Below are 26133 nucleotides of genomic sequence, written 5' to 3'. Positions count from 1 at the left end.
CTGGCTTGGGCAAGACGGTCGAGCGCATGCGGGCCAATCCGAAGGCGGATTGGCAGATCGTCGATGTCGAGAAGGCCTGCAGGGAAGCCGGCGTTGCATGTATGAAGCCGTCCGGCGGCTCGCACTTCAAGATAGGTAATGCGGGTGGCGGCCGGAGGTTGACGATTCCCGCACGACGGCCCATCAAGCCCGTGTATATTTCCCTTCTGGTGCGCTTCCTTGATGAGGAGGGCGTGAAATGACCACTCAGACCGGTATCCTGACCTCCGACGGGCGCGAGTTCGATCCCACGTTGTACCGGGTACATCTGCGGCCGCTTTCCGGTGACGAGGGTGGCGGCTGGCTTGCCACGCTACCCGATCTTCCCGGATGCACCGGTGACGGCGGAACGGAGATCGAGGCGATCGAAGATGTCCGTCGCGCTGCACTGGAATGGGCGGATGCGGCGACGCGTGATGGCGATCCGGTACCGCCGCCGACGCGCAACGCCATTGCCGCCGAATAGTTGACGATCGAGAGAGCGATGGCCGGACCCGGCGACAATACGAGGGGCAAACCCAAGGCCGCCAATGACGGCGAGGTGATGAAGCGCGCCATCTCGGTATGCATGCGCGCCATCTCCGGCGACCCGACGCTGGAAGTCAGCTTCGCCAAGGACAAGCCGGCGCTGGCCGCGAACCGGGCAAGGCTCCCCGAGATCGGCAAGAAGCCGTCCAGGGCCGATATCGCGGTGACGCGCGGCCTCGGCGATTCGATGGCGTTGCGCCGCGCCTGCCACGATACGGCGATGCATGCGCGGCTCGCGCCCGATGGCAAGCAGGCCCGTGCGGTGTTCGACGCGGTCGAGCAGGCGCGTGTCGAGGCGATCGGCGCCCGCGCCATGACCGGCGTCGGCGACAACCTCGCCTACATGCTCGAAGACCGGTTCCTGAAGGCCAATCTCGCCGGCGTCACCGACCGCGCGGACGCGCCGCTGGAGGATGCCATCGCGCTCATGGTGCGCGAGCGGCTCACCGGCCGGCCGGTCCCGGCGAGCGGCGAGAAGGTCGTGTCGCTGTGGCGCGACTGGATCACCGAGAAGGCCGGTGAGGATTTTGCAGGACTGGAGGAGGCACTGGAAGACCAGAATGCCTTCGCCCGCGTCGTGCGCGACATGCTCGTCTCGATGGAGATGGCCGACGAGTTGGGTGAGGACCAGCAGTCCGAGGACAGCCAGGACGACGAGGACCAGCCCGAGGGCGAGGAGCAGAGCGAGGAAGGCGGCGAGGACGATTCCGGCGGCGAGCAGTCGCAGAGCGAAGAGACCGAATCCTCCGGCGAGGAGCAGGAAGCCGGTGAGATGGAGGCCGCCGACGCGACCTCCGAGGACCAGTCCGACGACGACACCGAATCGGAAACGCCGGGCGAATCGCGCCGGCCCGATCCCTCGCTGACCAACCTGCCGCCCGACTTCGACTACAAGGTCTTTACCACCCAGTTCGACGAGACCGTCGGTGCGGAGGATCTCTGCGACGAGGAGGAGCTCGACCGGCTGCGCGCGTTCCTCGACAAGCAGCTCGCAAACCTGTCCGGCGTCGTCGGCCGTCTCGCCAACCGGCTGCAGCGCCGCCTGATGGCGCAGCAGAACCGCTCCTGGGACTTCGACCTGGAAGAAGGCTACCTTGATCCGGCGCGCCTCGTGCGCGTCGTCATCGATCCGATGCAGCCGCTCTCGTTCAAGCAGGAGCGCGACACCAAGTTCCGCGACACGGTCGTCACGCTGCTCCTCGACAACTCCGGTTCGATGCGTGGCCGGCCGATCACGGTCGCCGCCACCTGCGCCGACATCCTCGCGCGCACTCTGGAGCGCTGCGGCGTTTCAGTCGAGATCCTCGGCTTCACCACCAAGGCGTGGAAGGGCGGACAGGCGAGGGAGAAGTGGCTGAAGGACGGCAAGCCGCCGGCGCCCGGGCGTCTCAACGACCTGCGCCACATCATCTACAAGTCGGCGGACGCGCCCTGGCGGCGGGCTCGGCGCAATCTCGGCCTGATGATGCGCGAGGGCCTGCTCAAGGAGAATATCGACGGCGAGGCGCTCTTGTGGGCGCACCAGCGGCTGATCGCCCGGCCGGAGCAGCGCAAGATCCTGATGATGATCTCCGACGGCGCGCCGGTCGACGATTCCACGCTTTCCGTCAATCCGGGCAATTATCTGGAGCGCCACTTGCGCGCGGTCATCGACCTGATCGAGACGCGCTCGCCGGTCGAACTGCTCGCCATCGGCATCGGTCATGACGTGACACGCTACTACCGCCGCGCGGTGACCATCGTCGACGCCGAGGAGCTTGCCGGCGCGATGACCGAACAGCTTGCCTCGCTGTTCTCCGAAGAGACGGTCCGCGAGGTCCGCCGCATGCCGGGCGCGCCGCGCCGGCGCGGTCGCGCCGCGTGATCGGCTTGCGTCCGATCGCACGGCTCGCCTCGGCGCTGGCGTTGACGCTGGCGGCGCTGCTCACGCCGTCTTCTCTCGGCGCCGACGCCAATGTCGAGCGGATGGAGATCCGTACGCGACAGATCACCCAGTTCCGCATCGGCGCGTCGGAAAGGCGCTTCGGCGCGCTGGAGTTCGTCGGCGGGCTGGAGATGAGCTCGCGCGGCCGCAATTTCGGATCGATGTCCGCGTTCCGGTTCCGCAAACCCGGTTCCGATTTCATCGGCGTTGCCGACACCGGCTTCTGGTTCTTCGGCCGGATGGAGCATGACGCAGAGGGGCGGCCGTCGGGCGTCTCCGACTTCCGCATGGTCGAGATGGTCGATGCCGCAGGCAAGCCGATCGGCGAGAAGTGGCACACCGATGCCGAGGGCCTCGCCATAAAGGGCGACATCGCGACGGTCAGCTTCGAGCGCGGTCACCGCGTCTCCGAGTTCCGCATCGACCCCGACAACATGCGCGTCGCGCTGCGCGACCTCGATTTCGTCATCCCGTCGCAGGAGCTGCGCCAGAACCGCGGCATGGAGACGATCGCGCACGCCCATCCGCAAGGCATTCATGAGGGCGGGCGCGTCGTGGTCTCGGAAAAGAGCCTCGACAAGGACGGCAACATCTTCGCGGCGATCATCGAGGGGCCGGACAAGGGCATCTTCAAGGTCAAGCGCAACGGAGAGTTCGACGTCACCGACGGCGCGTTCCTGCCTAATGGCGACCTTCTCCTGCTGGAGCGCTCGTTCTCGATCGCGCGCGGCGTCGCGATGCGGCTCAGGCGCATCTATGGCGAGTCGGTGCGCAAGGGCGAGCTCGCCGACGGGCCGGTGCTCCTGGAAGCCGACATGAGCTACCAGATCGACAATATGGAGGGGATCGACGTCTGGCGGCGCGACGACGGCGCGCTGATCGTGTCGCTGATGTCCGACGACAACCACTCCATCCTTCAGCGCAACGTCTACCTGGAATTCGTCCTGCGCGGAGAGTAAGGCGGATGCGCCACGGCTCGCTTATGCCGCGGCAGGCTGGGCCCAGCGCCACGCGATCATCCGGTAGGGGATGAGCGCGAAGACGGCGATCAGCAGCTTCACCGTAAGATCTCCAAGCGCCCAGGACATCCAGCGCGCCACCTCCACGCTGCCGACGCCGAGCAGGGGAGCTGCCTCGAGCGCGAAGCTGTCGTCCGGGCCCACGAAGGCGAAGACGCTGGCGAAGGCAACCGAGAAGAACACGGCCGTGTCGAGGATCGAGCCGGCGAGCGTGCCGATGATCGGCGCCCGCCACCAGGACTGGCGGCGCAGCCAGTTGAACACGGTGACGTCGAGCAGCTGCGCTGCGAGGAAGGCGAGGCCGGAGGCGGTCGCGATCCGCACCAGCCGGTCGGCGGCTGTCTCGAACTCGATCAGGCCCCAGCGGAACAGCAGTGGCGGGAAGAGGATCGAGCAGGTTACAGCCAGCGCGAAGCCGAAGAAGACGACGCGCCGCGCCATTGCCGGTCCGTGGCGGCGGTTGGCGAGGTCGGTGACCAGAAAGGCGAAGGGATAGGTGAACGCGCCCCAGGTCAGGATGTCGGCGAGCGAGACGCCCCCGAGATGCCCCTGGACGGGAAACTGGACGAGCACGTTGGACGCCACGACGACGATCGCCATCGCGGCCACGAAAGGCACGTATTTCGACACGGGAACCATTTTTTTATCCTGGGTGATGGCACCAGCTGAAAGGCCGCCCGAAGGCGGCCCGGGCAAGCGCGGATCAGGCCGCTTCGGAGGCCTGCTCCGCGAGCTTCTTGGCAACCTGCTTCTTCAACAGCCGCGCGCGCTGCGACAGATCGTCCGCGGACGACTTGACCAGGAAGGCGTCGAGGCCGCCGCGATGCTCGACCGAGCGCAGAGCATTCGCCGAGATGCGCAAGCGAACCGTCTGGTTCAGCGCCTCGGAGATCAGCGACACGCGCACCAGGTTCGGCAGGAAGCGGCGCTTGGTCTTGTTGTTGGCGTGGCTGACATTATTGCCGTACTGCACGCCCTTGCCGGTGAGTTCGCATTCGCGGGACATCGTTCTTACCCTTGTTCTTCATCCGGGCCATATCGACATGAGCGCACCAAATCGGGGCGGCGCGCGGTCGATGTCAGGCGGCCTCTTGGAAAGTCGGCGTTCCCATAGTGGCATTTGCCGGAAGCGTCAAGTTGTCGGCCGACAATGGCCGATATTTCATACATCCGGTCGGCTCGTGTGTCCGGAGCGACCTCGGTTCAATCCGTCTTCCGCTCGATCAGATCCCAGAGATTGCCGTAGAGATCCTCGAAGACCGCCACCGTCCCGTAGGCCTGATGACGCGGCTCCTCCCGGAAGGTGACGCCCGCCTCAGTCATCCGCGCATGGTCGCGCGCGAAGTCGTCCGTATGCAGGAAGAAGCCGACGCGGCCGCCGGTCTGGCCGCCGATCCGCGGACGCTGCTCGTCCGTCGAGGCCTCCGCCAGGAGAAGAGGGGTCGTGTCCATGCCCGGTGCGACCAGCACCCAGCGCTTGCCGCCGCCGAGCGGCGTGTCCTCGACCAGCCGGAAGTCGAGCGCGTCGCGGAACCAGGCAATCGCCTCGTCATAGTCGCGGACGAGGAAGGTGACCGCGCCGATGCGCCTGCCGCTCATGGCCGTACGATGTCGTATTGGCCGATCAGCCGGCCGGCGGGCAGGTCGTAGATCAGGATCGCCTCGCCCTGCGGATCGAGCGCGACATGGAGCGACAGGCGGCCTGCCGAGAGGCTCTGCGAGAGCACGCGGGCACCCGCCGGAACCACCAGCGGCGCCCTGGTCGTCTCGCCGAGCGGCGGTGCCGACGCCTCCGCCGGTGTCTCGACGCTGTTCCAGTTCCTGTAGACAACGGCCAGGATCACAACCATAACCGCGAAGAACAGGATGCCCAGATTGATCGCCATGAAGCGCACCATCTTCTGCCGCACGCGCTCGGCGGCCGGGTCGAGCGGCTTCTCGTCCTGCTCCAGATCCGTATTGCGTCCCGCCATGTTTAGTCTTGCCCGGTCCCGTCGATGATGAATGCCCCTGATAGCGAAGCGGGCTCGCCAAGGAAAGCGTATCACGCCGGACCCGACGCCGCGGGCCAGCGGCTCGACCAGTGGCTGGCCGGCGTCGCCGGGCCCGACCTGTCGCGCAGCCGCGTCCAGGCGCTGATCAAGGCCGGCGCCGTCACCGTGTCCGGCGCGACCGTCGGCGAGCCGAAGCACAAGCTGGCGGGCGGCGAGGACGTCGTTATCGACATGCCCGCGCCTGCGCCAGCCGAGCCGCGGGGCGAGGACATCGCGCTCGACATCCTCTACGAGGACGACCAGCTCATCGTCATCGACAAGCCGGCCGGCCTCGTCGTCCATCAGGGCGCAGGCAACTGGACCGGCACGCTGGTCAACGCGCTGATCCATCACTGCGGCGCGTCGCTGTCCGGCATTGGCGGGGTGGCGCGGCCCGGCATCGTCCACCGTCTCGATAAGGACACGAGCGGCGTCATGGTCGCCGCCAAGACCGACCTCGCCCACCGCGAACTGTCCGATGCCTTTGCCGACCACGGGCAGGAGGGCGATCTCGAGCGCGCCTATCTCGCCGTCGTCTGGGGCGTCCCGTCGCGCAAGTCGGGCATGATCGACGCGCATCTCGGCCGCTCGACCAAGGACCGCACCCGCCAGGCTGTCGTGCCGGAGACCCGGCCGGATGCTCGCCATGCGATCACCCATTTCGAGGTCTTGGAGACATTCGGCGCGAAGCGGCCCGACGGTCCGGTCGCGAGCTTGGTCGAATGCCGGCTGGAGACAGGCCGCACGCACCAGATCCGCGTTCACATGGCCCATATCGGCCATCCGCTGGTCGGCGACCGCGACTACGGCGCCGGCTTCCGGACCAAGTCCAATCGCCTTCCCGACGATGTGCGCCAGGTGGTCGACGCCTTTCCGCGCCAGGCGCTGCATGCCGGCCTGCTCGCCTTCGCCCACCCGGTCAGCGGCGAGGTGATGGAGTTCGAGGCGCCACTGCCCGCCGACATGCAGGCGCTGATCGCCGCGCTGCGTACGCTGTGAAGCAACGGCCGGGTCAGGGAATGCCCCAGCGTCCTAGATCATCCGGGATCATCTGCGACAGGCGCTTCACGTCCTGGAAGATGTTCCTCAGATAGTCCCTCTCCGCCTTCCGGACGCCTGCGATCAGGAATTCGACCTTGCGCATCGTGATTCCGCTGTACTGCCTTTACAACCGCAGGCAGCTGGTATTCCCATGCCCGCCTGCTTTGAAATCTGGACGGCGACTGTTTTCGCTGGCCGGACGGTTCTATCCGGCTCTGCCGGCGGGGCTTGGCATTTCGAGGAGAAGCATCGTGAGAAGCGGATATCCGGGCCGCGCTTCGGGCGAGCGTGTGGTGGCTGGCATGGGCGGCGAAATCGAGATGATCCGGTCTCCTGAGGGGCGGTTACAGGCGTGATGCAGTATCCGCATATCGTCGCCGTCGGCGGCCTCGGCGGCAGCGGGACGCGCGTCGTCGCGCGCATGCTGCAGATGCTCGACATCTATATCGGCGATTCGCTCAATTCCAAGCTGGACAACCTCTGGTTCACGCTCCTGTTCAAGCGGCCGGCCTGGTTCCGGGCAATGCCTCAACCGGACGAATTCTTCTTCGCGTTGAATCTCTTCCGGCGCGCGATGGAGGAGGGGCTGACGGACAACCTGCCGAACGGGGCGGAAGCCCGTTTGCGCACGATCATGCGCGAGGCGGAGGAGGTGGGCTTCTTTCTCGGCGTGACGCCGGCCGTGCTGACAGAGCTTTTCCACTCCCGGCGATACGATCGCCAGCTGTTTCGCGGCTGGGGATGGAAAGAGCCGAACACGCATGTGTTCCTGCCGCAGGTCGCCGCGGCGATACCGAACCTGAAATATGTCCATGTCATCCGCAACGGCCTCGACATGGCGTTCAGCAAAAACCAGCAGCAGCGCGCCAATTGGGGCGCAGTGATCGGCAATGCGGACGTGCACACCGTTCCGCTGACGCCCAGCGTGGCGCTGGACTTCTGGATCACTGCCAACCGCAGGGCGGTCGAGATCGGGCGGGTGATCGGCCCCGACAGGTTCCATCTCCTCAACTATGATCGGCTTTGCGCCAGTCCGGGCGGGGAGATCCGCGGCCTGCTCGATTTCCTCGGCATTTCCGCTCCCGGTGCCGACCCCGTGCCGCTCGCAGAGCTCGTCGCCCCTGTCTCTGTCGGCCGCTTCAGAAGCCATCCGGACCATGGATTCACAGCCGCGCAGATTCAGGCTGTGCGCGATCTGGGCTTTGCAGACGCAGTCGACTGAACATGGGGTTGTGTCCGAAACTCTGCGCAGCTAGTAAAAAAACAGCTTCTCGAAAGTAGAGTAAGCTACTAAGGTGACGCTACGTCAGTCCTTGGGGTGAGATTTTAAAGGGGGGCAGGATGTCCGTTTCATCGCGTCTGATGCGCATTGCAGCCGCTGTAGGCATTGCCGGAGCCGCTGTCGGCTCCAGCGTGCCGGCGCATGCGGGATACGAGCCGTTCATCGGCGAAATGATGCTGGTGGGGTATAATTTCTGCCCGCGCTACTTTGCCCAGGCGAACGGCCAACTCCTTCCGATCGCGCAGAACACCGCGCTTTTCTCGCTTCTGGGAACGATGTTTGGCGGCGATGGCCGGACGACGTTTGCTCTTCCCGATCTGAGGGGCCGCGCCCCCATCGGCCAGGGACAGGGGCCGGGGCTCTCAAATTATATTGTCGGTCAGACGGGCGGGCAGGAGAGCTTCACGCTCACCACCGCCCAGATGCCTGCGCACAATCACGTCGTAAACGTGACGAACGCCATTGCGGACAAGGCGGGCCCCGGCGACAAGTTCCTGGCTTCCGGCGCCAACAACCTCAACCTGTATTCCGAGTCGGCGCCCAACCGCACCATGAACTCCGCCATGATCGGGATCACCGGCAACGGGCAGCCCGTCGGCCATCGCGGCCCATATCTCACGATGACCTGGTGCATCGCGCTCCAGGGCATCTTCCCGTCACGCGATTGACGATTTGCGTGGTGCTTATGAAGCCATGGGCGCACGGTGTGGCTCATGATCGGTAGGGGGTGAAGATGTTGGGATCTCGTTGTTTCAGGGCTGCCGTCGCAGCGCTTGCAATTGGAGCGCTCGCTTCAACGGTCGATCCGCGGCAGGCGTTTGCCGATTCCAGCCCTTACGTCGGCGAGGTGATCATCGTTCCTTACAATTTCTGTCCGTCAGGCTGGGCGGAGGCGAACGGAGGGTTGCTGTCGATCAGCCAGAACGATGTGCTGTTCGCCTTGTACGGCACGACGTTCGGCGGCGATGGCGTGAGCACGTTTGGTCTGCCCGACCTTCGCGGACGGTTGCCTATCCACGCTGGTACCGGACCAGGGTTGTCGACCTATGTAATAGGCCAGATGGGTGGGACTGAATCGATCACGCTCACCGTCGGCAATCTTCCGCCTCACAGCCACCAGGTGCTGGCGACGAACAATTTCGCCGACAAGGCCGGTCCCGGCGGCAAATACCTCGCCTCGGGTAATGCCGGGCAGTTCTGGTACAGCGAGAGCGCGGCCAACAGGATCATGAAGACGGAGATGCTGGGATTGACCGGCAATAACCTCCCGGTCGAAGTTCAGGACCCCTACCTGACGATGCGGGCCTGCGTGTCCCTCTACGGGCTTTGGCCGTCACAGTTCTGAGCGTTCAGGGGATCGATCGGAACCGTCCGGTCTTCGGATTGAAGACGTAGGGCCGGTCGGAGACGAGCAGCACCGTCGCGTCTGGCAGCAATCCCAGTTGAACGGCGCCGACAAGGTTCTCGGCGATCTCCGCCGGCACTGCGATCGGCGTGAATGCCCGCTGGACGGGATCGTAGATTTCCAGATTGGCCCCCGGCCCATCGCTGGCGATCAGGCACCGGCCATCCTCCAGCGTGAGCGTCTTTGCGCCTGTGCTGTGCGCGTGGGTCGCCCTGGCGGGCAGCGATTGTGTCTTCTGGGCCGCCGGGTCGTAGATTTCCGCCTGGCGGGCGAGGTCGGGGTTTCCGGCGACGGGCTTTCCCCCGGCGATCAGCACGGAGCCATCCTTCAGACCGCAGGTCACGATGCCGTCCTTGCGCATCGACAGCAGGCCCGCCGTCTTCCACTGGCCGCTCGCCACCTCGTAGCGCTCGACCTTGTCGGTCGCGCCGGCCATGCCGCCGCCGGTATCGCCGCCGATGGCCAGGACGTCGCCCGACGGCAGCATCTGCAGCGTCGCGCCGGCGCGCGCGGTGCGCATGCGCCCGGTGGGCGTGATCTTGCCGCTTGCCTGGTCGAGCAGGTCGCTCTGGTCGGTAGGCTGACCGGCGCAGTCGTCGAACCCGCCGGCGAGCAGGATCCTGTTGTCCTTCAGCACGATCTGGCCCCGCCTGCTGAGGTCGGCGCCGTTGGCTCCCGAAGCGACGGCGGCGGAGATGAAGGGCTCCGTCGTCTCTTCCGATGCAGCGGCCGGCCGGCAGCCGTCCTGCTGTGCGGCGGGTTGCTGTTGCCTCGGCTCTTCGGTGGTGGTCATCGGCATGGTCGGCGCGGCCGCGGCGCCGACGCCCACCTCGGTCGCCTGGCCGCCCGCACCGGAGCGTCCCAGCACGACGAGATGCTCCATGCGCGGTACCGGGCTGGCCGGCTGGTAGGTGGCGACGAAGTTGCGGCCAGCAAGCAGGTCGCCGGCGATGGCGTCGAGCGATCCCCTATGCCTGCCGGAGATCACCTCCGTGGCGGCCGAACGGTCGCGCCACTCGACCGAGACGCCGGCCTCGGTGAAGACGCGGCCGAACACCTGCTCGCGCGGAACCATGCTGTAAGAGAGTTCGTAGGCGCCCGATTCCCGGTGGAAGACGAGGTTGACGGGCGACGACTTCACCACTTTGGGCGGCAGGTCCGGCCTCGTCTCGCCCGGACCCGTCTGCGCGCCGGATGCGCCGGGCAGGATAGAAAGGGCGAAGAAGGCGAGGGCACCTGCCAGATACCGCGGCATCGATCCATTCCCCCGGTTTTGTCTCGCGACGGCGATATGGTGATCCCGACAGGATTCGAACCTGTGACCCTCAGATTAGGAATCTGATGCTCTATCCTACTGAGCTACGGGACCACGCGGAGAGACACATAGCCGCTTCCGGCGCGTGCGCCAAGAAGGGATCGGCGCGAGGCAGTGGCCTAGCGCGCCGGTAGCGCCTGCTCCGCCAACCGCACCCAGTAGCTGATGCCGTGCGGGATCGCCTCGTCGTTGAAGTCGTAGGCCGGATGGTGCAGGCCGGCGGAGTTGCCGTTGCCGATGAAGATGAAGGCGCCCGGCCGGGCTTCCAGCATGTAGGAGAAGTCTTCGCCGCCCATCACCGGCGGTGTCGCCGCCTCGACGTTGGGTTCGCCGGCAACCTCTCGCGCCACCTCGGTTGCGAAGGCGGCCTGCTGCGGATCGTTGACGGTGACGGGATAGTTCGAATCGTAGTCGATGTGCACCTTCGCCGCGTGCGCGGCCGCCACGCCCTCGCAGATCTCGCGGATGCGCCGTTCGGCGATCGCCGCCATCTCCTTCTTCAGCGTCCGCACCGTCCCGGCGATCTCGACCTTTTCGGGGATGATGTTGTAGGCGTCGCCGGCGTGGAACTTGGTCACCGAGACGACCAGCGCCTCGATCGGATCGGCGGTGCGCGACACGATGGTCTGCAGCGCGCCGACCATCGCCGCCCCGGCCACGATCGGGTCGACCGAGACGTGCGGCATCGCCGCATGGCCGCCGCGTCCCGACACCGTGATGGTGAACTCGGCCGTCGCGGCCATGATCGGGCCGGGCCGGATCGCAAACCTGCCCACCGGCATGCCGGGCATGTTGTGCATGCCGAAGACGCGGGTGATGCCGAAACGGTCCATCATGCCGTCCTTGACCATCTCGTTGCCGCCGCCGCCGCCTTCCTCGGCCGGCTGGAAGATGACCGCAACCCGCCCGGCGAAATTGCGCGTCTCGGCGAGATATTTCGCCGCGCCCAGCAGCATGGCGGTGTGGCCGTCATGGCCGCAGGCGTGCATCTTGCCCGGCGTGGTCGAGGCATAGGGCTTGCCGGTGATCTCGTTGAGCGGCAGGGCGTCCATATCGGCGCGCAGCCCGATCGTCTCGCCCGGACCGAGCCGGCCTTGGATGATGCCGACCACACCCGTCTTGCCGAGGCCGGTCACGATCTCGTCGCAACCGAATTCCTCCAGCCGCTGCTTCACGAACGCCGCTGTCTTGAAGACGTCGAACTGCAGTTCGGGGTTTCGGTGGATCTCCTGCCGCCAGGCGGCGACCTCGTCCTGGAGTTCGGCGGCACGGTTGAGGATCGGCATATCGATTTCGTCTCCGGCGGCGTGGCAGCCTGGCGCAAGCGATTGACATCGCCGCGGCCAGGCGGCCCTTTGCCATCTTGGCGTCACATAGGCTAACTAGTCCGCACTAACACCCTGATCCAGGCGGCGCGTCCCATTGCCGCCGAAGCTTAAGGACACCAGGTAAGAACCTGCAAGGGGCGAGTTCCGCGAATGAGACGACCGAACGGATTCCTGTGGGCAGCGACAGTGGCGTCGATCGTTTTCGGCGCCGCGATGCCGGCCGACGCCGGTCCGTCGCTGCTGCTTGACGCGAACACCGGCGCGGTGCTCGACAGCGAGCAGGCCTTCCAGCGCTGGTATCCCGCCTCGCTGACCAAGCTGATGACCGCCTACGTGGCGTTCCGCGCGATCCAGCTCGGCGAGGTGACCCTCGAGTCGCCGGTGCGAATCAGCGAGAGGGCGACGAAGGAGCCGCCCAGCAAGATGGGTTATCCCGCCGGCACGGTGCTCACCCTCGACGCCGCGCTCAAGATCATCATGGTCAAGTCCGCCAACGACGTCGCCACCGCGATCGGCGAGAGCCTCGGCGGCTCGCAGGAGGCGTTCGCCGCGCGCATGAACAGCGAGGCGAAGCGGCTCGGCATGACGAACTCCAATTTCGTCAACCCGCATGGCCTGCACGACGACCGCCAGTACACCACGGCGCACGATCTCGCCGTGCTGGCGCTCGCGCTGCGCGCCCAATTCCCGCAATACGCCTCCTACTTCACCATCGAGGCGCTGGGCTCGGGCAAGGACGTGATCGAGAACCACAACACGCTGATCGGCCGCTTCACCGGGGCCGACGGCATGAAGACGGGCTACACCTGCCCGGCGGGCTACAACCTCGTCGCCTCGGCGACGCGCAACGGCCGCACCATGCTCGCGGTGGTGATCGGCGCCACCTCAGTCGCCACTCGCGCCGACAAGGCGGCCGATCTTCTCGCCAAGGGCTTCTCGCTGCCGCCGGCCCAGAGCCCGAAGCTCTGGGAGGTCAAGGCCAATCCCGGCGAGGAGACCGCGCCGGCGATCAATATGCGCGACACGGTCTGCACCAAGGCCGCAGCCAAGGAGCGTCTCGACGCGCTGGACGAAAAGGGCCAGCTCGTATTTCATTCCGCGCATCTGACCGGCGGCGAGCCGCCGACGCCGCGGGTCACCGCCATCTCGATCGGCAATGCCACCGGTCCCGCCTCCCCCTTCATGCCGAAGTTCGAGCGGCCGGCGATGGTCGGCAACATCCCGGTGCCGCTGCCGCGCCCGGACTACACGCCCCCGGTCGAGGAAAGCGCGCAGGCGCCGTCCAACGGCGTGACGCAGTAGGACGCATATGAACCTGCCACTCCCCGTTTCCGTGCTCACCGGCTTCCTCGGATCCGGCAAGACGACCCTGCTCAACCGGCTCCTCAGGGATCCCGCGCTCGTCGACACCGCCGTCATCGTCAACGAGTTCGGCGAAGTGGCGATCGACCATCTTCTCGTCGAGAGCTCGAGCGACGGGGTGATCGAGCTCTCCGGCGGCTGCATCTGCTGCACCGTTCGCGGCGATCTGGTCGACACGTTGGCGGGCATCGTCGACAGTATCCAGACCGGGCGCACGCCGTCGCTCAAGCGCGTGATCATCGAGACAACGGGGCTCGCTGATCCGGTCCCCGTCCTGCTCTCGCTGATGGGGCATCCGGCGCTGATGCAGGCGTTCCGGCTCGACGGCGTGATCGCCACGGTCGATGCCATCAATGGCCTTGCCACGATCGACCGCCACGCCGAGGCCGCGCGCCAGATCGCAGTGGCCGACCGGATCGTGCTGACCAAGACGGACATGGCCGAGCCTCCGGCTGACCTGCTCGCGACGATCCGGCGCCTCAACCCCGGTGCGCCGATCGTGCCGTCGGCGGTGATGGCAAGCGTCGCGGACCTGTTCAACTGCGGCCTCTACGATCCCGCCACCAAGACCGCCGATGTCGGCCGCTGGCTGCGCGACGAGGCGATCCACCAGGCCGATCATCATGACCACGATCACGATCATGGCCATCATCATCACCATGATCACGACCATCACCGCCACGACCATATCCGCAGCTTCTCGCTCGTCCACGACCGGCCGGTGCCTTATTCGGCGATCGAGACCTTCCTCGATCTGCTCCGCTCCACCCAGGGCGAGCGCCTGCTGCGCATGAAGGGCGTGATCGAGCTGGCGGAGGATCCGTCGCGTCCGCTGGTCATCCACGGCGTCCAGTCGATGCTGCATCCGCCGGCGCGGCTGCCGTTCTGGCCGGAAGGGCCGCGCGGCGTGCGTCTCGTCGTCATCGGCGACGGCCTGCCGGAAGACTATGTGCGGCGGCTGTTTTCGGCCATCACCGGGCAGGTCGCCATCGGCGTGCCCGACCGCGCGGCGATCGAGGACAATCCGCTGGCGATCGCCGGCTTCAGGGCCTGATCGGGCGAGCCGGTCGCCGGCTCACCAGGAAACGGTGCCCGTAGTCCGCCTTCTGCGTCTCGATCAGCTCGTGGCCCGTTTCGTTGCAGAAGGCCGGGATGTCGATCGCGGCCAGCGGGTCAGTCGTCTCCAGCCAGATACGCGCGCCCGGGCGCATCTTCGACAACCTCTTGCGGGCCTTGAGCACGGGGAGGGGGCAGTTCAGTCCCCTGAGGTCGTAGACCGTGATTGGACGGCTCATCAGCCGCCGAACAGGTTCCGGATGCGCTTGCGAACCGCCGTCACGCTGCTTTCGGGCTCGGCCGCGGCCTGCTCGACCTTGGCTTCGGCGGTAGCCTCCGGCTTCGGTGCCTTCCTGGCCTCTTCCAGCGCGATGCGCTTGGCTTCGGCGTCCGCCTTGGCGCGTTCGGCGGCAAGCTTCTTTTCTTCCTCGGCGCGTTTCTTGGCGGCTTCGGCCGCCTCGATTGCCGCCATCTTGCGGCCGAGCGGCGAGTCGATGCGACCCATGGTCGAGGATGCTACGACGCGGCCGTCCTTCTGCATCGACGGCGGCTCCATCGGCACGCGCTCGCCACGCGACCGCTTCTTGCTCCAGTCGGCGACAAGGCTGGCTTCCTTCACGCCCAGGATGGAGGCCTTCGGCGGCGGTGCGGACTTGGTGAGAGCTGCCGAAAACGCCGCTGTCTCTTTTGACTGGTGCGACTGGAACGCAGTCGCCAGCGTGTCGGGCATCGTCGCGGCCGGGCACGCAGCGGTGGGCGAGAAGGCCGTCTGCCCGTCGGTCAAACGGTTGAAGACATAGCGCTTTTCGCACACGTCCACCTTCGGCGGCAGATTGGTGATCTCGAAGTGGTCGTAGCCTTCCTTCAGCATCTTCCAGAATTCGAAGTTCGGATCGTCCTTGTAGCGGGCCATGTTGGCGCCCGTCATGCGGAAGGGGAAAGCCTGGAGCTGGAACGCCGTCTGGCCGCCGGCGAAGGCGTCGCGCGCGAAGGCGTACACCTCCTGCATCTGCGCATCGGTCAACGAATAGCAGCCCGACGACGAGCAGGCGCCGTGCACCATCAGGTGCGAGCCGGTACGGCCCTGCGCGCGGTCATAGGCGTTCGGATAGCCGGTGTTGAAAGCGAGGTAATAATTGGAATTCGGGTTCATCTGCCCCGGACCGACGGCATAGAAGCCCTCCGGCGCCTGGCGGTCGCCCTCGGTGAACTTCGGGCCGAGCTTTCCGGACCATTTGCAGATGTTGTAGCTGGTGACGAGGTCGTAGCGGCCGTTCGACTTCTGCTTCCAGACCTCGAGGACGTTCTCTTCCTTGAAGATACGCACCATGATCGGTGAATTCTTCTGCATGCCCTTTGACCGCACGAGTTCGGTCATCTTCGTGGAGAGGGCGCGTTCGGATTTCGGCGCGATCTCCTCGAGCGAACCGTTGCAGCCCGCCACTGCGAGCAAGGCAATGAGCGCACCGGCGCGGAATAGGCTAGAACTCATCACTCGGCGCTGTCTTTCGTCCCGCTGATTATCCCCGACAACGAACGACCTTTGCGTATGTCTTCCGTCGGATCACCCTGACGCTAGTCCGGTTAACCTTGAAAAATCATTACCGCAAGCGTTGCGCGTCCCCGTGAACCCTCAAGTCACGCAGAGTTCATTCAGCGCAACCGAGCGGCGAATTTATGGCGCGCGCTGCCTGAAAACGTCGTCAGAGATTACGGCCGATCGCCAGGAATTTCTCCCGGCGCTGCTCGCGGTAGTCCGCGTTGGATTGCCGCAGTTCGGCGAGCGCGGAGGCGATTCGGTCGCCCGTCGCGTTGATGACGGTCTCCGGTGCGCGATGCGCGCCGCCCAGCGGCTCGGGGATGATTCCGTCGATCACCTTCATGTCGAGGAGATCCTGGGCGGTAATCTTCATGTTGGTCGCGGCATCCTTCGCCCGGGTCGAATCGTGCCACAGGATCGAGGCCGCGCCCTCCGGCGAGATGACCGAATAGATCGAGTGCTCCAGCATGTAGACGCGATTTGCTGTGGCGATCGCGATCGCTCCGCCCGAACCGCCTTCGCCGATGACGACCGAGACGCTCGGGCTGCGCAGGTTGAGGCAGGCGGCGGTCGAGCGCGCGATCGCCTCGGCCTGCCCGCGCTCCTCGGCGTTGATGCCCGGATAGGCGCCGGCCGTGTCGACCAGCGTCACCACCGGCACCTTGAACCGGTCGGCGAGTTCCATGATGCGCACGGCCTTGCGGTAGCCCTCGGGCCGCGCCATGCCGAAATTGTGCTTCAGGCGCGATTTGGTGTCTGCGCCCTTCTCCTGGCCCAGGATCGCGACCGGTTCGCCGCGGAAGCGGGCGAAGCCGCCGATGATGGCATGGTCGTCGCCGAAGCTGCGATCGCCGGCCAGCGGCGTGAAATCCGTGAACAGGGTCCGCACGTAGTCCAGGCAGTGCGGACGGTCGGGATGGCGGGCCACCTGCGCCTTCTGCCAGGGCGTCAGCGCCTTGTAGAGATCGCGCAGCAGATCCTGCGACCGCTTCTCCAGCCGGGCGATCTCGTCGGCGAAGTCGACGCTGCCGTCAGCCGACAGCTTCCGCAACTCGGCGATCTTCGCTTCGATGTCGGCAAGCTGCTTTTCGAAATCGAGATAATTAAACATACGTTCGCGAACCACGCGCCGGAAACAGGTAGGATAGGCGGCGCATCGCCCCCAGATGGGGTCTGCGGCGCGCGAAATCGAGCCTCCACATACCGTCGCGCATCCTAATCGGCAAGCGGGTGATGGTCGTGCACCAGCCGCACGAGCCTTTCCTCCAGTACATGCGTATAGATTTGCGTCGTGGATATGTCGGAATGGCCGAGCAATTCCTGCACCGCTCGCAGGTCCGCGCCGTTCTGCAGCAGGTGGCTGGCGAAGGCGTGGCGGATCACATGCGGCGAGACGCGATTGGCGCCGATCCCCGCGCCGGCGGCAAGCGTCTTCAGGTCGCGGGCGAAAACCTGCCGGGGCAGGTAGCCCTGCTCCGAATGCGAGGGGAAAAGCCAGGGGCTCTCGGCAAGCTTCGGCTCGGCGTTGCGCAGCGCCAGCCAGTCGCGCATCGCCGCGCGCGCCTTTGGCGACAGCGGCACCATGCGTTCCTTGCCGCCTTTGCCGCGGATGATGAAGAAGCGTTCGTCGCGTGTCGCGACGCCGACCGGCAGCGAGACGAGCTCGGAGACGCGAAGCCCGGTGGCGTAGAGAACCTCCACCAGCGCCAGCATGCGCACCGTGCCGGTCTCGCCGGTCGTCGCCGCTTCCGCCGCCCGGTCGAGCAGCCGCCCGGTTTCCGCCTCGCTCAGCACTTTCGGCAGCGGGCGGGCCTTGCGCGGGCTGTCCACCGGGCCCGAGGGATCGTCCGCTCGCAGGCCCTCCGAATAGAGGAACTTGTAGAACTGGCGCAGCGTCGACAGCTTGCGCGCCTGGCTCGATGCCGCGAAGCCGCGTTGCGCGATGCCGTCGAGATAGCCGCGGATCGCCGCCGACGAGGCCCCGGCCAGGCCGCCAGGCTCGCCCGAGAGGTGTTCGCGCGCGTCGTCGAGATCGCGGCGATAGGAGGCCAGCGTGTTCTCGGCCGCGCCGCGCTCGGCGCTCATCATCTCCAGGAACGACTCGACCAGCGATGCGCTGTTCATCCGCTTTCGCCCGTCATTTGTCGCGCATCAGGCGTTCGACCGGCACGCGCTCGGTCATCTCGCCCTTGTTCGGCCTGACGAAGAAGACCAGCGCATGCATCGCGCCGTAGACGATCCCGACGATGAGCGCGATGACCGTCAGAAGCCTGAAGAGTGTCGGCATTACCCCGATCTGCCCTGATTGTCCTGTCGTCCGCCCCTGTCCGTTATGGGACGACGCCTGTGTCAATTCAAGACGCCGGCGCAGGACCGGCCCTGCTTGACGCGCTAGGCCTTTTGATGTCGATACGCCCCGACACTGGCAATTGCCCGGAAAATCCGATGGTTCAGGAAATGGAGACGCTGGATTCCGCGCATGCCGGCCTGAAAGACAGGCTCGGCGGGCGTTCGGTCGTCTTCGTCGGGCTGATGGGGGCGGGCAAGACGGCGATCGGGCGCAAGCTGGCGCAGGCGCTTGGGCTTGCCTTCGTCGACAGTGACCACGAGATCGAGACCGTGTCGCGCATGACGATCCCCGAACTGTTCGAGCGCTACGGCGAACCTGAGTTCCGCGCGCTGGAGGAGCGCGTCGTCGGCCGCCTCGTCAAGGATGGCCCGCAGGTGGTCTCCACCGGCGGCGGCGCCTTCATGAACGCGCATACCCGGGAGGCGATCGTCCGCGACGGCATCTCCATCTGGCTCAAGGCCGACCTCGACACGCTGATGACCCGCGTCGCCAAGAAGCCCAACCGGCCGCTGCTCAAGGCGCCAGACCCGCGCGCGGTGATGGAGCGCCTGATGGCCGAGCGCTATCCCGTCTACGGGCTCGCCGACATCACGGTCACGACCCGCGACGTGCGGCGCGAGGAGATCATGGCCGAGGTGCTCGAGGCCCTGTCGTCCTGGCTTGACCGCGAGGAGCAGTCGAAGGAGGGTGCCGCATGAATGCGATGGGCGCGACCGGCGTGCCCGAGGTCGTCACCGTCGGCCTCGGCGAGCGCAGCTACCACATCCTCATCGGCAAGGGCCTGATCGAGCGCGCCGGAACCGAGATCGCCGCGCGGCTGCCCGGCGTGCGTGCGGCCATCGTCACCGACGGCAACGTCGCGGCCGCCTGGCTTCCCGCGCTGACCGACAGCCTGTCCAAGGCCGGCATCGAGACGGTGGCGATCACGCTTCCGCCGGGCGAGAAGACCAAGAGCTTCGAGCATCTCGAACAGGTGGTCGACGGCGTGCTTGGCGCCAGGCTCGAGCGGCGCGACGCCGTCATTGCGCTCGGCGGCGGCGTGATCGGCGACCTCACCGGCTTCGCGGCGGGCATCGTCCGGCGCGGCATGAACTTCGTCCAGGTGCCGACCTCGCTTCTGGCGCAGGTCGATTCCTCCGTCGGCGGCAAGACCGGCATCAACACGCCGCGCGGCAAGAACCTGGTCGGCGTGTTCATGCAGCCGAAGCTGGTGATCGCCGACACCGGCACGCTCGATACGCTCTCCGAGCGAGAGTTCCGCGCCGGCTATGCCGAGGTGGCGAAATACGGCCTGATCGACCGGCCCGACTTCTTCGCCTGGCTGGAGGCCAACTGGCAGGAGGTCTTCTCCGGCGGACCCGCCCGCACCCGGGCAATCGCCGTGTCCTGCCAGGCCAAGGCCGATGTGGTCGCCCGCGACGAGTTCGAGACCGGCGACCGGGCGCTGCTCAACCTCGGCCACACCTTCGGCCACGCGCTCGAAGCCGCGACCGCCTACGATTCCGCCCGCCTCGTCCATGGCGAGGGCGTGGCGATCGGCATGGCGCTGGCGCACCGCTTCTCGGCGCGGATGAACCTCGCCAGCCTCGACGACGCCGAGCGAGTCGAGCGGCACCTGCGCGACGTCGGGCTGCCGTGGCGGATGTCCGACGTGCCGGGCGAGCTCCCCGGCGCCGAGCGGCTTCTGGAATACATCTCGCAGGACAAGAAGGTATCGCGCGGCGCGCTCACCTTCATCCTGACGCGCGGCATCGGGCAGTCCTTCATCGCCAAGGACGTGCCGGCCTCCGAAGTCCTTTCCTTTCTCAGGGAGAACCTTTTGTGACGATCGACACGACGCTCCTTGTCACCGGTGGGGCGATCCTGTTCCTTATTGTCCTGTCCTTTTTCTTTTCCGGCACCGAGACGGGAATGACCGCCGCGTCGCGGGCTCGTCTCCATGCGCTGTCGGCTGGCGGCGACACCCGCGCCCGGCATGTCGAGCAACTCATTGAGCGCAAGGACCGGCTGGTCAGCGCGCTCTTGATCGGCAACAACCTCGTCAACATCCTTGCCTCCGCGCTCGCGACGAGCCTGCTTCTGACCATCTTCGGCGACGCCGGCGTCATCTACGCAACCATCGGCATGACCGTGCTCCTGGTGATCTTCTCCGAGATCCTGCCAAAATCGTGGGCCCTGGCGCGCCCCGAGCAGTTCGCGCTTTTCGTCTCGCCCTTCGCCCGCTTCATCGTGTTCCTGTTCGGGCCTCTTTCAATTCTCGCCAATGGCGCCGTCCGCGGTCTGCTGCGGGTGTTCGGCATCAACCTGTCCAGCGACACGTCGCTCCTGTCGGCGCATGACGAACTGCGCGGCACGCTGGAAGTGCTGCATCGCGAGGGCGCGTTCATCAAGGCCGACCGCGACCGCGTCGGCGGCCTGCTCGACCTCGCGGAGCTCGAAGTCTCCGACATCATGGTGCACCGCACGTCGATCCGCGCCGTCGACGGCGACGCGCCGCCGGCAACCGTCGTGGCGGAGGTGCTGCGGAGCCCCTATACGCGGATCCCGGTCTGGCGCGGCTCAATCGACAACATCGTCGGCGTCATCCACGCCAAGGACCTGCTGCGGGCGCTGCACGAGGTTCAGCACGATTTCTCCCGCATCGACATCATGAAGGTCGCGTCGAAGCCCTGGTTCGTCCCCGACACGACCTCGCTGCAGGACCAGCTCAACGCCTTCCTGCGCCGCAAGGCGCACATCGCGATCGTGGTCGACGAATATGGCGAGGTCGAAGGCCTCGTCACGCTGGAAGACATCATCGAGGAGATCGTCGGCGAGATCGCCGACGAGCACGACATCGACATGCAGGGGGTGCGCCAGCAGCCGGACGGATCGGTCATCGTCGACGGAACGGTGCCGATCCGCGACCTCAACCGGGCGCTCGACTGGAACCTGCCGGACGACGAGGCGGTGACGGTCGCCGGCCTCGTCATCCACGAGGCGCAGACCATTCCCGAGGAGAAGCAGGCCTTTACCTTCCACGGCAAGCGCTTCGTGGTGCTGAAGCGCGAGAGGAACCGCATCGTGCGCCTGCGCGTGAAGTCGACCTGAGGGTCGCTTCCACGCCCTTGGATTTCAGGGCATATCGACAATCGCATCCATGCCCTCGCCGGCTCGCGGCGAAGCTTGGCTAAGGCGCGGATTTCACGACGGAAATCCGGGCAGACTCGGCGCGGGGGTTCGCCAAGTTCAGTCGCATCACGCGCTGCATATCTAGGGCGTTTTGCACAACCCATTGCATTATAAAGATAAATATGTTCTTATTGAATGAACATTCAATAAGAACGGGGGCTTTCATGAACCGCCATGCGGGCAATGTGGCTATTCCGAACGACTGGGACCGCAGTGGCCTTCCGGGCTGGACCTATCACAGTCCGGCGCTCCTCGAACTGGAGAAGGAGCACCTGTTTCGCACCCACTGGCAGATCGTCGGCCACGTGTCCGACGTGCCGAACCCCGGCGACTACCTGGCGATGGACGTGGTCGGCGAGCGCGCGCTCGTCGTGCGCGGCAAGGACGGGGTCGTGCGCTCCTTCCTCAACATGTGCCGGCATCGGGGCAGCAGAGTCGTCGCCGACAACCAGGGCAACTGCCGCAACGCGCTGGTCTGCCCGTTCCACGGCTGGGTCTACAATCTCGACGGCACGCTGCGTGGCGCCGCGCGGCCGCGTTCCTTCCCCGATCTCGACAGGCATGAATTCGGCCTGAAGCAGCTCGACCTCGAAATCTGGATGGGGCTCATCTTCATCCGCTTCCGCCCCGGTCCGCAGCCTTACGTCGCCGAGCTGATGCGGCGGCACGAGGCCGAAATCGCGCCTTACCGAGTAGAGGAGATGGTGCCCTCCTGGGGCATCTGGTCGAGCGTGTCGAACGTCAACTGGAAGTCGGTGCGTGACGTCGACAACGAGGGCTATCACGTTGCGATGGCCCATCCGGCGCTGCAGGATCTCTACGGTTCGACCTATTACGACGAGCCGTTCGTCAACGGCGTCTCGCGCTCCTTCGCCACCTACAATCCGCATGCCGGCCGACGCTGGAGCGTGCGCAACTACGTCAAGATCGCGCCGCAGCCGGAGCGCCTGCCCGAACCGCTTCGTCGTGCCTGGATCTATTACGGTCTGTTCCCGAATATGGTGATCGCGATGACGCCGGAGACGGTCCAGTTCTACCAGGAATTTCCGCTCTCCACCGGCCAGACGCTGCTGCGCGGTGCGATCTACCGCTATGCCGACGAGAGCCGCGAGCAGGCCGCCGCGCGCTATCTTGCCTTCCGCATCGATCGCGACACGATGGCGGAGGACGTGCAACTGTCCGAATGGTCGAACGAGTCGATGACATCGAACGGCTTCGAAGGATTCTACCTGTCGGACCTCGAATACGGCGTGCGCACCCACCACGACCATATCCGCGCCGTCCTGCCGGTGGTCAATCTCGAATCGGCGCCCGAGGAAAAGGACGTCTGGGGGCTGAACGAGGCGCTGCTCTCGCAACGTTGATCGGGTGGCATGCCGGCGGGCGCGACCTCGCCCGCCGGCGTGAACGTCCTGGTCAAGCGCGGTCGTCGGCTCCCGGCGCCCGCTTGCGTCCCGTGAACATCGCCCGAACGAGATTTTCCCGATGCTCGATGCTGGCGAGAGCGACGCCCGCCACATGCAGCACGATCAGTCCAAGCGTGCCCCAGGCAGCGGTCTCGTGCATTCCCTCGACCCATTCGACGCCCCAATAGGCATCGGTGGTCATCATGTATCCCGTCGTCGCGATGACGCCGATCGCCGCGAGCAGGGCGAGAATCATCGCCGCTCCGGCTGGATTGTGACCGAGATAGCGCGGTGCGGAAAACCGTGCCGTTGCACCGATAAAGCGAGCCACCTCAACCGGCGATCGGACGAAGGTCGAGAAGCGCGCATGCCGACTGCCGATGAGGCCCCACAGGATGCGCGCGGCCACGAGGCCGGCGATGACGTAGCCGGCGGTTTCGTGCGGGCCCTGCCACTCGTCTCCAGTCAGGAAGGCGAAGACGAACAGGGCGACCAGAGCCCAGTGGAAAACCCGCACGAACGGATCCCACACCTTGACCGTGGTCGGCGGCATCGCGCCGCCGGCATCCGGTCTCATCGGTTCCGCGCTCATCAGTCGTCGAGCTTGGTTTCGACGACCTCGGCAGTCACCGGGTTGAAATAGGCCTCGACGCGCTTGCCGTCCTTGTCGAGCGCGTAGACCTCGTAGCAGCCGTCCTCGATCTTCACCTGGCGCACCTTGTAGCCCATCGCGGTTGCCTTGGCCTCGACGTCCTTCAGGCTCATCCAGCTGGACTGGGGAGCGTTGCCGCAGGACGGTGAGGCGAGGGCGGCCGAGGCCACGAACGGGGTGGCGGCGAGGGTGAGGATGAAAGCGAGCTTGTTCATGTCTGTCTCCTTCTCAATTCGGGCTTCTGCCCTTCGACGCCGCCTTTCTCGCAGGCTCGCGATGACAGACCGCTGAGCGGGGATGTCAGCGATTTGTCATCCGCGGATGTGCTAGGAAACGCGCATGCGTGTCCCTCTCGCCGCCTGCTTCGCGGTCCTCATTGCCGGCATCTCGCCCGCGCTCGCCGACAAGGGCGGCGACGACGACCGCAGGACGATCGAGCGGGCGCGGGAGCGCGGCGAGGTGCTGCCGCTTGCCCGCATCATCGAACTCCTGCGCGTGCATGGTCTCACGGGCGACGTGCTCGAGGTCGAGCTGGAGAACGATGACGCCGGCCTGGTCTACGAGATCTATCTTCTCGGCCCCGACGGACGCCGCCTCGAGATCAAGGTCGACCCCGCGACCGGACGCATCCTCGACACGGGGCACGATTGAGATGCGCGTGCTGCTCGTCGAGGACGACCGTCTCATCCGCGAGGATGTCGCCGCCGCGCTGGAGGCCGGCGGGTTCGTGGTCGATGCGGTGGCTAACGGCGAGGACGGCTGGTTTCAGGGCGACATCGAATCCTACGGCGCCTGCGTCCTTGACCTCGGCCTGCCGGGCATGGACGGGCTTGCCATCCTCAAGCGGTGGCGCGAGGCCGGCCGCGACTTTCCGGTTCTGGTGCTGACCGCGCGGGGAACCTGGAGCGAGCGCGTCGAGGGCATAGACGCCGGCGCTGACGACTACCTGCCGAAGCCGTTCCGCATGGAAGAGCTTCTTGCGCGCCTGCGGGCCATCATCCGGCGCTCGTCGGGCCATTCCTCGGCGGTGATCCGGGTGGGCGAGGCAGAACTCGACACCCGCCAGATGCGGCTTGCCGTACGCGGCGTGCCCGTCGCGCTGTCTCCGCAGGAATATCGCCTCGTCGCATACCTCATGCTCAATCGCGGCCGCGTCGTGCCGCAGCAGGAACTGGCGGAACATCTGCAGGCTCAGCATTTCGAGCGTGAATCCAACGCGGTCGAGGTGCTGGTCGGACGCGTGCGGCGCAAGCTGCCGGCAGCGCTGATCGAGACCCGCCGCGGCTTCGGCTACCTCGTTCCGGACGAGGCGGCGTCATCGTGAGGTCGACCCGTTCGCTCCGGCTGCGCTTCTTCGCACTCGGCCTCGGCCTGCTGGCGGTCGCGCTCGTCGTCACGGGCATCGGCCTGTCCGCCCTGTTCTCGCGTCATCTGGATCGCCGCGTCGGGCAGGAACTCGACACCCATCTCCAGTCGATCGCCGGCACGCTCCGGATCGATCGGATCGGCACGCTCAGCCTCGCCCGCGAACCCGCCGATCCCCGCTTCTCGCGACCGTTCGGAGGGCTCTACTGGCAAATCGAGGATCAGACGGCCGGGGGGCGGCTGGCCTCCCGTTCGCTGTGGGATTTTGTCATCCCGCGCGGGCCGGAAGTCGCTGCCGGCGCAGAACTGACCCGCGATACGGCGGGTCCGCAGGGAACCTCCCTCCTTCTGCATGAGCGCAACCTGGTCGTGCCGGTCGACGGCGTCGACCATCGCCTGCGCGTGACGGTCGGCATCGACCGGGCCCAGCTTGCCGAGCTCCGGAGCGGCTTTGCGCGCGATACGGGCTATGTGCTGGCCGCCCTTGGATCGATGCTCGCCGCCGGCATATGGATTCAGATCGTTTCGGGCCTGCGCCCGCTCGCCGCTGTCGCTGAAGCCGTCGGCGAGGTTCGCGCGGGCAGGGCACGCCGGCTGTCGACCCGGGTGCCGCGCGAGGTCGAGCCGCTGGTCACCGAGATGAACTCGCTTCTCGACACTCAGGAACGCGAGCTTGTCCGTGCGCGCGATCGTGCCGCGGACCTGGCGCACGGCCTCAAGACCCCGCTCACCGCGATCGCCGCAGACATACGCAGGCTGCGCGAGCGCGGCGACCGTGAGATCGCAGACAATCTCGAAGCGCTGGCAGACTCGATGCGCCGGCATGTCGACCGCGAGCTCACCCGCACCCGGTTGCGCCACGGCACCAGCCGCGCCGCGACGCCGCTCGCGGACGCGGCGCGGCGAATCGCACGCGTTGTCGAGCGCATCCCGGCGGCGGAAGGCAAGACCATCACGGTGGGCGTTCCCGATACCGTCCTCCTTCCCGTCGATGGAGACGACCTCAACGAGATGCTCGGCAACCTCCTCGACAACGCTGCGCGTCATGCGCGCTCCCGCGTCCGTGTCGGATGGGAGGGCACTGCCGGGACGATCTCGCTGCTGGTCGAGGACGACGGCCCGGGGCTCGCAGAAGACGAGCGCGCGGTCGCGCTCGCGCGCGGCGGCAGGCTGGACCGTAGCGGCGCCGCCGGCCTCGGCCTCGCGATCGTTCGCGACATAACGGAAGCCTATGGCGGCTCGGTCACCCTCGGCCGCTCGGAGCTCGGCGGACTGTCGGCGAGGATAGATCTGCCGCGCCTCAGGGCCTGAATGTGG

The 26133-nt window shown here is 66.4% G+C and carries 32 protein-coding genes and 1 tRNA gene; 18 read left to right on the top strand and 15 right to left on the bottom strand.

Annotated features, from left to right (window positions below; all coding sequences use genetic code 11):
- Positions 1–5 precede the first annotated feature (5 nt).
- From B9Z03_RS26275 to B9Z03_RS26260, 4 genes are read left to right on the top strand one after another with little or no spacing between them, the layout of a single operon-like run.
- Positions 6–242, top strand: coding sequence for a hypothetical protein (locus B9Z03_RS26275; RefSeq protein ID WP_085466927.1), 237 nt, complete (start codon positions 6–8; stop codon positions 240–242).
- Entirely contained in the window at positions 239–505 is a 267-nt protein-coding gene (locus B9Z03_RS26270; RefSeq protein WP_085466926.1) for a type II toxin-antitoxin system HicB family antitoxin, read from the top strand. Before B9Z03_RS26275 ends, B9Z03_RS26270 begins: the two co-directional genes overlap by 4 nt.
- A gap of 18 nt (positions 506–523) precedes the next feature.
- Positions 524–2431, top strand: coding sequence for a cobaltochelatase subunit CobT (gene cobT / locus B9Z03_RS26265; protein WP_085466925.1), 1908 nt, complete (start codon positions 524–526; stop codon positions 2429–2431).
- Complete coding sequence (locus tag B9Z03_RS26260; protein WP_432417017.1) at positions 2428–3450, top strand: esterase-like activity of phytase family protein; 1023 nt, start codon at positions 2428–2430, stop codon at positions 3448–3450. Before cobT ends, B9Z03_RS26260 begins: the two co-directional genes overlap by 4 nt.
- Before the next feature lie 21 nt (positions 3451–3471).
- On the opposite strand, the gene B9Z03_RS26255 is transcribed toward B9Z03_RS26260, so the two are convergent.
- From B9Z03_RS26255 to B9Z03_RS26240, 4 genes are all read right to left on the bottom strand, one after another.
- Complete coding sequence (locus tag B9Z03_RS26255; protein WP_085466924.1) at positions 3472–4149, bottom strand: queuosine precursor transporter; 678 nt, start codon at positions 4147–4149, stop codon at positions 3472–3474.
- Positions 4150–4213: 64 nt separating this feature from the next.
- Positions 4214–4516, bottom strand: coding sequence for a 50S ribosomal protein L28 (rpmB, locus tag B9Z03_RS26250; RefSeq protein WP_085466923.1), 303 nt, complete (start codon positions 4514–4516; stop codon positions 4214–4216).
- Between the two features lie 197 nt (positions 4517–4713).
- On the bottom strand, positions 4714–5109 hold the full coding sequence (locus B9Z03_RS26245) for a VOC family protein (protein ID WP_085466922.1): 396 nt from the start codon (positions 5107–5109) through the stop codon (positions 4714–4716).
- Positions 5106–5483: a fimbrial protein gene (locus B9Z03_RS26240; protein WP_085466921.1), complete on the bottom strand. Its 378-nt coding sequence runs from the start codon at positions 5481–5483 to the stop codon at positions 5106–5108. The genes B9Z03_RS26245 and B9Z03_RS26240 overlap by 4 nt, the downstream gene beginning before the upstream one ends.
- A gap of 27 nt (positions 5484–5510) precedes the next feature.
- Here B9Z03_RS26240 and B9Z03_RS26235 point away from each other — a divergent pair, with 27 nt between their 5' ends.
- Positions 5511–6542 (top strand): RluA family pseudouridine synthase, encoded by a 1032-nt coding sequence (locus B9Z03_RS26235; protein ID WP_085467879.1) that lies wholly within the window; start codon positions 5511–5513, stop codon positions 6540–6542.
- 13 nt (positions 6543–6555) lie between these two features.
- Here the strand turns inward: B9Z03_RS26235 and B9Z03_RS30450 are convergent, their stop codons facing one another.
- Positions 6556–6687 carry a hypothetical protein gene (locus B9Z03_RS30450; protein WP_280174850.1) on the bottom strand — a complete coding sequence of 44 codons (132 nt, stop codon included), beginning with the start codon at positions 6685–6687 and terminating at the stop codon, positions 6556–6558.
- On the opposite strand from B9Z03_RS30450, the gene B9Z03_RS29610 reads away from it, so the two are divergent.
- The 4 genes from B9Z03_RS29610 (at position 6680) to B9Z03_RS26220 (ending at position 9211) form a co-directional block, all read left to right on the top strand.
- On the top strand, positions 6680–6940 hold the full coding sequence (locus B9Z03_RS29610; protein WP_139832398.1) for a hypothetical protein: 261 nt from the start codon (positions 6680–6682) through the stop codon (positions 6938–6940). The two genes, B9Z03_RS30450 and B9Z03_RS29610, sit on opposite strands and share 8 nt — an antisense overlap.
- Positions 6940–7806, top strand: coding sequence for a sulfotransferase family protein (locus B9Z03_RS26230; protein WP_085466920.1), 867 nt, complete (start codon positions 6940–6942; stop codon positions 7804–7806). The genes B9Z03_RS29610 and B9Z03_RS26230 overlap by 1 nt, the downstream gene beginning before the upstream one ends.
- Before the next feature lie 140 nt (positions 7807–7946).
- Entirely contained in the window at positions 7947–8534 is a 588-nt protein-coding gene (locus tag B9Z03_RS26225) for a phage tail protein (protein WP_085466919.1), read from the top strand.
- Positions 8535–8599: 65 nt separating this feature from the next.
- Positions 8600–9211: a phage tail protein gene (locus B9Z03_RS26220; protein WP_085466918.1), complete on the top strand. Its 612-nt coding sequence runs from the start codon at positions 8600–8602 to the stop codon at positions 9209–9211.
- A 4-nt stretch (positions 9212–9215) separates the two neighbouring features.
- Here B9Z03_RS26220 and B9Z03_RS26215 read toward each other — a convergent pair whose 3' ends face one another.
- From B9Z03_RS26215 to B9Z03_RS26205, 3 genes are all read right to left on the bottom strand, one after another.
- Positions 9216–10526, bottom strand: a complete 1311-nt coding sequence (locus B9Z03_RS26215) for a Kelch repeat-containing protein (protein ID WP_085466917.1) — start codon at positions 10524–10526, stop codon at positions 9216–9218.
- A 37-nt stretch (positions 10527–10563) separates the two neighbouring features.
- Positions 10564–10640: transfer RNA gene (locus tag B9Z03_RS26210), tRNA-Arg, on the bottom strand.
- Positions 10641–10705: 65 nt separating this feature from the next.
- On the bottom strand, positions 10706–11872 hold the full coding sequence (locus B9Z03_RS26205; protein WP_085466916.1) for a M20 aminoacylase family protein: 1167 nt from the start codon (positions 11870–11872) through the stop codon (positions 10706–10708).
- Positions 11873–12064: 192 nt separating this feature from the next.
- On the opposite strand from B9Z03_RS26205, the gene B9Z03_RS26200 reads away from it, so the two are divergent.
- Positions 12065–13216 carry a D-alanyl-D-alanine carboxypeptidase family protein gene (locus B9Z03_RS26200; RefSeq protein ID WP_085466915.1) on the top strand — a complete coding sequence of 384 codons (1152 nt, stop codon included), beginning with the start codon at positions 12065–12067 and terminating at the stop codon, positions 13214–13216.
- A gap of 7 nt (positions 13217–13223) precedes the next feature.
- Positions 13224–14330, top strand: a complete 1107-nt coding sequence (locus B9Z03_RS26195) for a CobW family GTP-binding protein (RefSeq protein WP_085466914.1) — start codon at positions 13224–13226, stop codon at positions 14328–14330.
- On the opposite strand, the gene B9Z03_RS26190 is transcribed toward B9Z03_RS26195, so the two are convergent.
- From B9Z03_RS26190 to B9Z03_RS26170, 5 genes are all read right to left on the bottom strand, one after another.
- Positions 14320–14571, bottom strand: a complete 252-nt coding sequence (locus tag B9Z03_RS26190; protein WP_085466913.1) for a sulfurtransferase TusA family protein — start codon at positions 14569–14571, stop codon at positions 14320–14322. The two genes, B9Z03_RS26195 and B9Z03_RS26190, sit on opposite strands and share 11 nt — an antisense overlap.
- Positions 14571–15824 carry a L,D-transpeptidase family protein gene (locus B9Z03_RS26185; protein ID WP_085466912.1) on the bottom strand — a complete coding sequence of 418 codons (1254 nt, stop codon included), beginning with the start codon at positions 15822–15824 and terminating at the stop codon, positions 14571–14573. The genes B9Z03_RS26190 and B9Z03_RS26185 overlap by 1 nt, the downstream gene beginning before the upstream one ends.
- Positions 15825–16035: 211 nt before the next feature.
- Positions 16036–16983 (bottom strand): acetyl-CoA carboxylase carboxyltransferase subunit alpha, encoded by a 948-nt coding sequence (locus B9Z03_RS26180; protein WP_085466911.1) that lies wholly within the window; start codon positions 16981–16983, stop codon positions 16036–16038.
- Positions 16984–17087: 104 nt separating this feature from the next.
- Entirely contained in the window at positions 17088–17996 is a 909-nt protein-coding gene (locus tag B9Z03_RS26175) for a site-specific tyrosine recombinase XerD (RefSeq protein ID WP_085466910.1), read from the bottom strand.
- A 13-nt stretch (positions 17997–18009) separates the two neighbouring features.
- Positions 18010–18159 carry a histidine kinase gene (locus tag B9Z03_RS26170; protein WP_085466909.1) on the bottom strand — a complete coding sequence of 50 codons (150 nt, stop codon included), beginning with the start codon at positions 18157–18159 and terminating at the stop codon, positions 18010–18012.
- Positions 18160–18317: 158 nt separating this feature from the next.
- On the opposite strand from B9Z03_RS26170, the gene B9Z03_RS26165 reads away from it, so the two are divergent.
- The 4 genes from B9Z03_RS26165 (at position 18318) to B9Z03_RS26150 (ending at position 22757) form a co-directional block, all read left to right on the top strand.
- Positions 18318–18920: a shikimate kinase gene (locus tag B9Z03_RS26165; RefSeq protein ID WP_085466908.1), complete on the top strand. Its 603-nt coding sequence runs from the start codon at positions 18318–18320 to the stop codon at positions 18918–18920.
- Positions 18917–20047, top strand: coding sequence for a 3-dehydroquinate synthase (gene aroB / locus B9Z03_RS26160; protein ID WP_432417016.1), 1131 nt, complete (start codon positions 18917–18919; stop codon positions 20045–20047). The genes B9Z03_RS26165 and aroB overlap by 4 nt, the downstream gene beginning before the upstream one ends.
- Positions 20048–20049: 2 nt before the next feature.
- Positions 20050–21312, top strand: a complete 1263-nt coding sequence (locus B9Z03_RS26155; RefSeq protein ID WP_085467878.1) for an HlyC/CorC family transporter — start codon at positions 20050–20052, stop codon at positions 21310–21312.
- A gap of 245 nt (positions 21313–21557) precedes the next feature.
- Entirely contained in the window at positions 21558–22757 is a 1200-nt protein-coding gene (locus tag B9Z03_RS26150) for an aromatic ring-hydroxylating oxygenase subunit alpha (protein WP_085466907.1), read from the top strand.
- Between the two features lie 52 nt (positions 22758–22809).
- On the opposite strand, the gene B9Z03_RS26145 is transcribed toward B9Z03_RS26150, so the two are convergent.
- Together B9Z03_RS26145 and B9Z03_RS26140 are read right to left on the bottom strand one after the other, a co-directional pair.
- On the bottom strand, positions 22810–23391 hold the full coding sequence (locus tag B9Z03_RS26145) for a cytochrome b/b6 domain-containing protein (RefSeq protein WP_085466906.1): 582 nt from the start codon (positions 23389–23391) through the stop codon (positions 22810–22812).
- Entirely contained in the window at positions 23391–23666 is a 276-nt protein-coding gene (locus tag B9Z03_RS26140; protein ID WP_085466905.1) for a PepSY domain-containing protein, read from the bottom strand. The genes B9Z03_RS26145 and B9Z03_RS26140 overlap by 1 nt, the downstream gene beginning before the upstream one ends.
- A 124-nt stretch (positions 23667–23790) precedes the next feature.
- Between B9Z03_RS26140 and B9Z03_RS26135 the strand changes: the two genes are divergently transcribed.
- From B9Z03_RS26135 to B9Z03_RS26125, 3 genes are read left to right on the top strand one after another with little or no spacing between them, the layout of a single operon-like run.
- A complete protein-coding gene (locus B9Z03_RS26135) occupies positions 23791–24102 on the top strand; it encodes a PepSY domain-containing protein (protein ID WP_085466904.1) in 312 nt (103 codons plus the stop codon).
- Position 24103: 1 nt separating this feature from the next.
- The gene (locus tag B9Z03_RS26130; RefSeq protein WP_085466903.1) at positions 24104–24775 is read left to right on the top strand and encodes a response regulator transcription factor; all 672 of its coding nucleotides are present in this window, start codon (positions 24104–24106) and stop codon (positions 24773–24775) included.
- Positions 24772–26127: a sensor histidine kinase gene (locus tag B9Z03_RS26125; RefSeq protein ID WP_085466902.1), complete on the top strand. Its 1356-nt coding sequence runs from the start codon at positions 24772–24774 to the stop codon at positions 26125–26127. Before B9Z03_RS26130 ends, B9Z03_RS26125 begins: the two co-directional genes overlap by 4 nt.
- Positions 26128–26133: the final 6 nt, after the last annotated feature.

It is taken from the genome of Mesorhizobium australicum, assembly GCF_900177325.1.
In the GTDB taxonomy this organism is placed as follows: Bacteria; Pseudomonadota; Alphaproteobacteria; order Rhizobiales; family Rhizobiaceae; genus Mesorhizobium_A; species Mesorhizobium_A australicum_A.
The sequence above is the reverse complement of the archived record's forward strand: the minus strand, read 5'-3'. Positions and strand labels throughout refer to the sequence as shown.

What these genes read in the sequence shown, in the direction of transcription:
- B9Z03_RS26270 (WP_085466926.1), top strand. Translation starts at nt 239, where the DNA reads ATGACCACTCAGACCGGTATCCTGACCTCCGACGGGCGCGAGTTCGAT.
- cobT (WP_085466925.1), top strand. Translation starts at nt 524, where the DNA reads ATGGCCGGACCCGGCGACAATACGAGGGGCAAACCCAAGGCCGCCAAT.
- B9Z03_RS26255 (WP_085466924.1), bottom strand. Translation starts at nt 4,149, where the DNA reads ATGGTTCCCGTGTCGAAATACGTGCCTTTCGTGGCCGCGATGGCGATC.
- rpmB (WP_085466923.1), bottom strand. Translation starts at nt 4,516, where the DNA reads ATGTCCCGCGAATGCGAACTCACCGGCAAGGGCGTGCAGTACGGCAAT.
- B9Z03_RS26245 (WP_085466922.1), bottom strand. Translation starts at nt 5,109, where the DNA reads ATGAGCGGCAGGCGCATCGGCGCGGTCACCTTCCTCGTCCGCGACTAT.
- B9Z03_RS26240 (WP_085466921.1), bottom strand. Translation starts at nt 5,483, where the DNA reads ATGGCGGGACGCAATACGGATCTGGAGCAGGACGAGAAGCCGCTCGAC.
- B9Z03_RS26235 (WP_085467879.1), top strand. Translation starts at nt 5,511, where the DNA reads ATGAATGCCCCTGATAGCGAAGCGGGCTCGCCAAGGAAAGCGTATCAC.
- B9Z03_RS30450 (WP_280174850.1), bottom strand. Translation starts at nt 6,687, where the DNA reads ATGCGCAAGGTCGAATTCCTGATCGCAGGCGTCCGGAAGGCGGAGAGG.
- B9Z03_RS26230 (WP_085466920.1), top strand. Translation starts at nt 6,940, where the DNA reads ATGCAGTATCCGCATATCGTCGCCGTCGGCGGCCTCGGCGGCAGCGGG.
- B9Z03_RS26225 (WP_085466919.1), top strand. Translation starts at nt 7,947, where the DNA reads ATGCGCATTGCAGCCGCTGTAGGCATTGCCGGAGCCGCTGTCGGCTCC.
- B9Z03_RS26220 (WP_085466918.1), top strand. Translation starts at nt 8,600, where the DNA reads ATGTTGGGATCTCGTTGTTTCAGGGCTGCCGTCGCAGCGCTTGCAATT.
- B9Z03_RS26215 (WP_085466917.1), bottom strand. Translation starts at nt 10,526, where the DNA reads ATGCCGCGGTATCTGGCAGGTGCCCTCGCCTTCTTCGCCCTTTCTATC.
- B9Z03_RS26205 (WP_085466916.1), bottom strand. Translation starts at nt 11,872, where the DNA reads ATGCCGATCCTCAACCGTGCCGCCGAACTCCAGGACGAGGTCGCCGCC.
- B9Z03_RS26200 (WP_085466915.1), top strand. Translation starts at nt 12,065, where the DNA reads ATGAGACGACCGAACGGATTCCTGTGGGCAGCGACAGTGGCGTCGATC.
- B9Z03_RS26195 (WP_085466914.1), top strand. Translation starts at nt 13,224, where the DNA reads ATGAACCTGCCACTCCCCGTTTCCGTGCTCACCGGCTTCCTCGGATCC.
- B9Z03_RS26190 (WP_085466913.1), bottom strand. Translation starts at nt 14,571, where the DNA reads ATGAGCCGTCCAATCACGGTCTACGACCTCAGGGGACTGAACTGCCCC.
- B9Z03_RS26185 (WP_085466912.1), bottom strand. Translation starts at nt 15,824, where the DNA reads ATGAGTTCTAGCCTATTCCGCGCCGGTGCGCTCATTGCCTTGCTCGCA.
- B9Z03_RS26180 (WP_085466911.1), bottom strand. Translation starts at nt 16,983, where the DNA reads ATGTTTAATTATCTCGATTTCGAAAAGCAGCTTGCCGACATCGAAGCG.
- B9Z03_RS26175 (WP_085466910.1), bottom strand. Translation starts at nt 17,996, where the DNA reads ATGAACAGCGCATCGCTGGTCGAGTCGTTCCTGGAGATGATGAGCGCC.
- B9Z03_RS26170 (WP_085466909.1), bottom strand. Translation starts at nt 18,159, where the DNA reads ATGCCGACACTCTTCAGGCTTCTGACGGTCATCGCGCTCATCGTCGGG.
- B9Z03_RS26165 (WP_085466908.1), top strand. Translation starts at nt 18,318, where the DNA reads ATGGTTCAGGAAATGGAGACGCTGGATTCCGCGCATGCCGGCCTGAAA.
- aroB (WP_432417016.1), top strand. Translation starts at nt 18,917, where the DNA reads ATGAATGCGATGGGCGCGACCGGCGTGCCCGAGGTCGTCACCGTCGGC.
- B9Z03_RS26150 (WP_085466907.1), top strand. Translation starts at nt 21,558, where the DNA reads ATGAACCGCCATGCGGGCAATGTGGCTATTCCGAACGACTGGGACCGC.
- B9Z03_RS26145 (WP_085466906.1), bottom strand. Translation starts at nt 23,391, where the DNA reads ATGAGCGCGGAACCGATGAGACCGGATGCCGGCGGCGCGATGCCGCCG.
- B9Z03_RS26140 (WP_085466905.1), bottom strand. Translation starts at nt 23,666, where the DNA reads ATGAACAAGCTCGCTTTCATCCTCACCCTCGCCGCCACCCCGTTCGTG.
- B9Z03_RS26135 (WP_085466904.1), top strand. Translation starts at nt 23,791, where the DNA reads ATGCGTGTCCCTCTCGCCGCCTGCTTCGCGGTCCTCATTGCCGGCATC.
- B9Z03_RS26130 (WP_085466903.1), top strand. Translation starts at nt 24,104, where the DNA reads ATGCGCGTGCTGCTCGTCGAGGACGACCGTCTCATCCGCGAGGATGTC.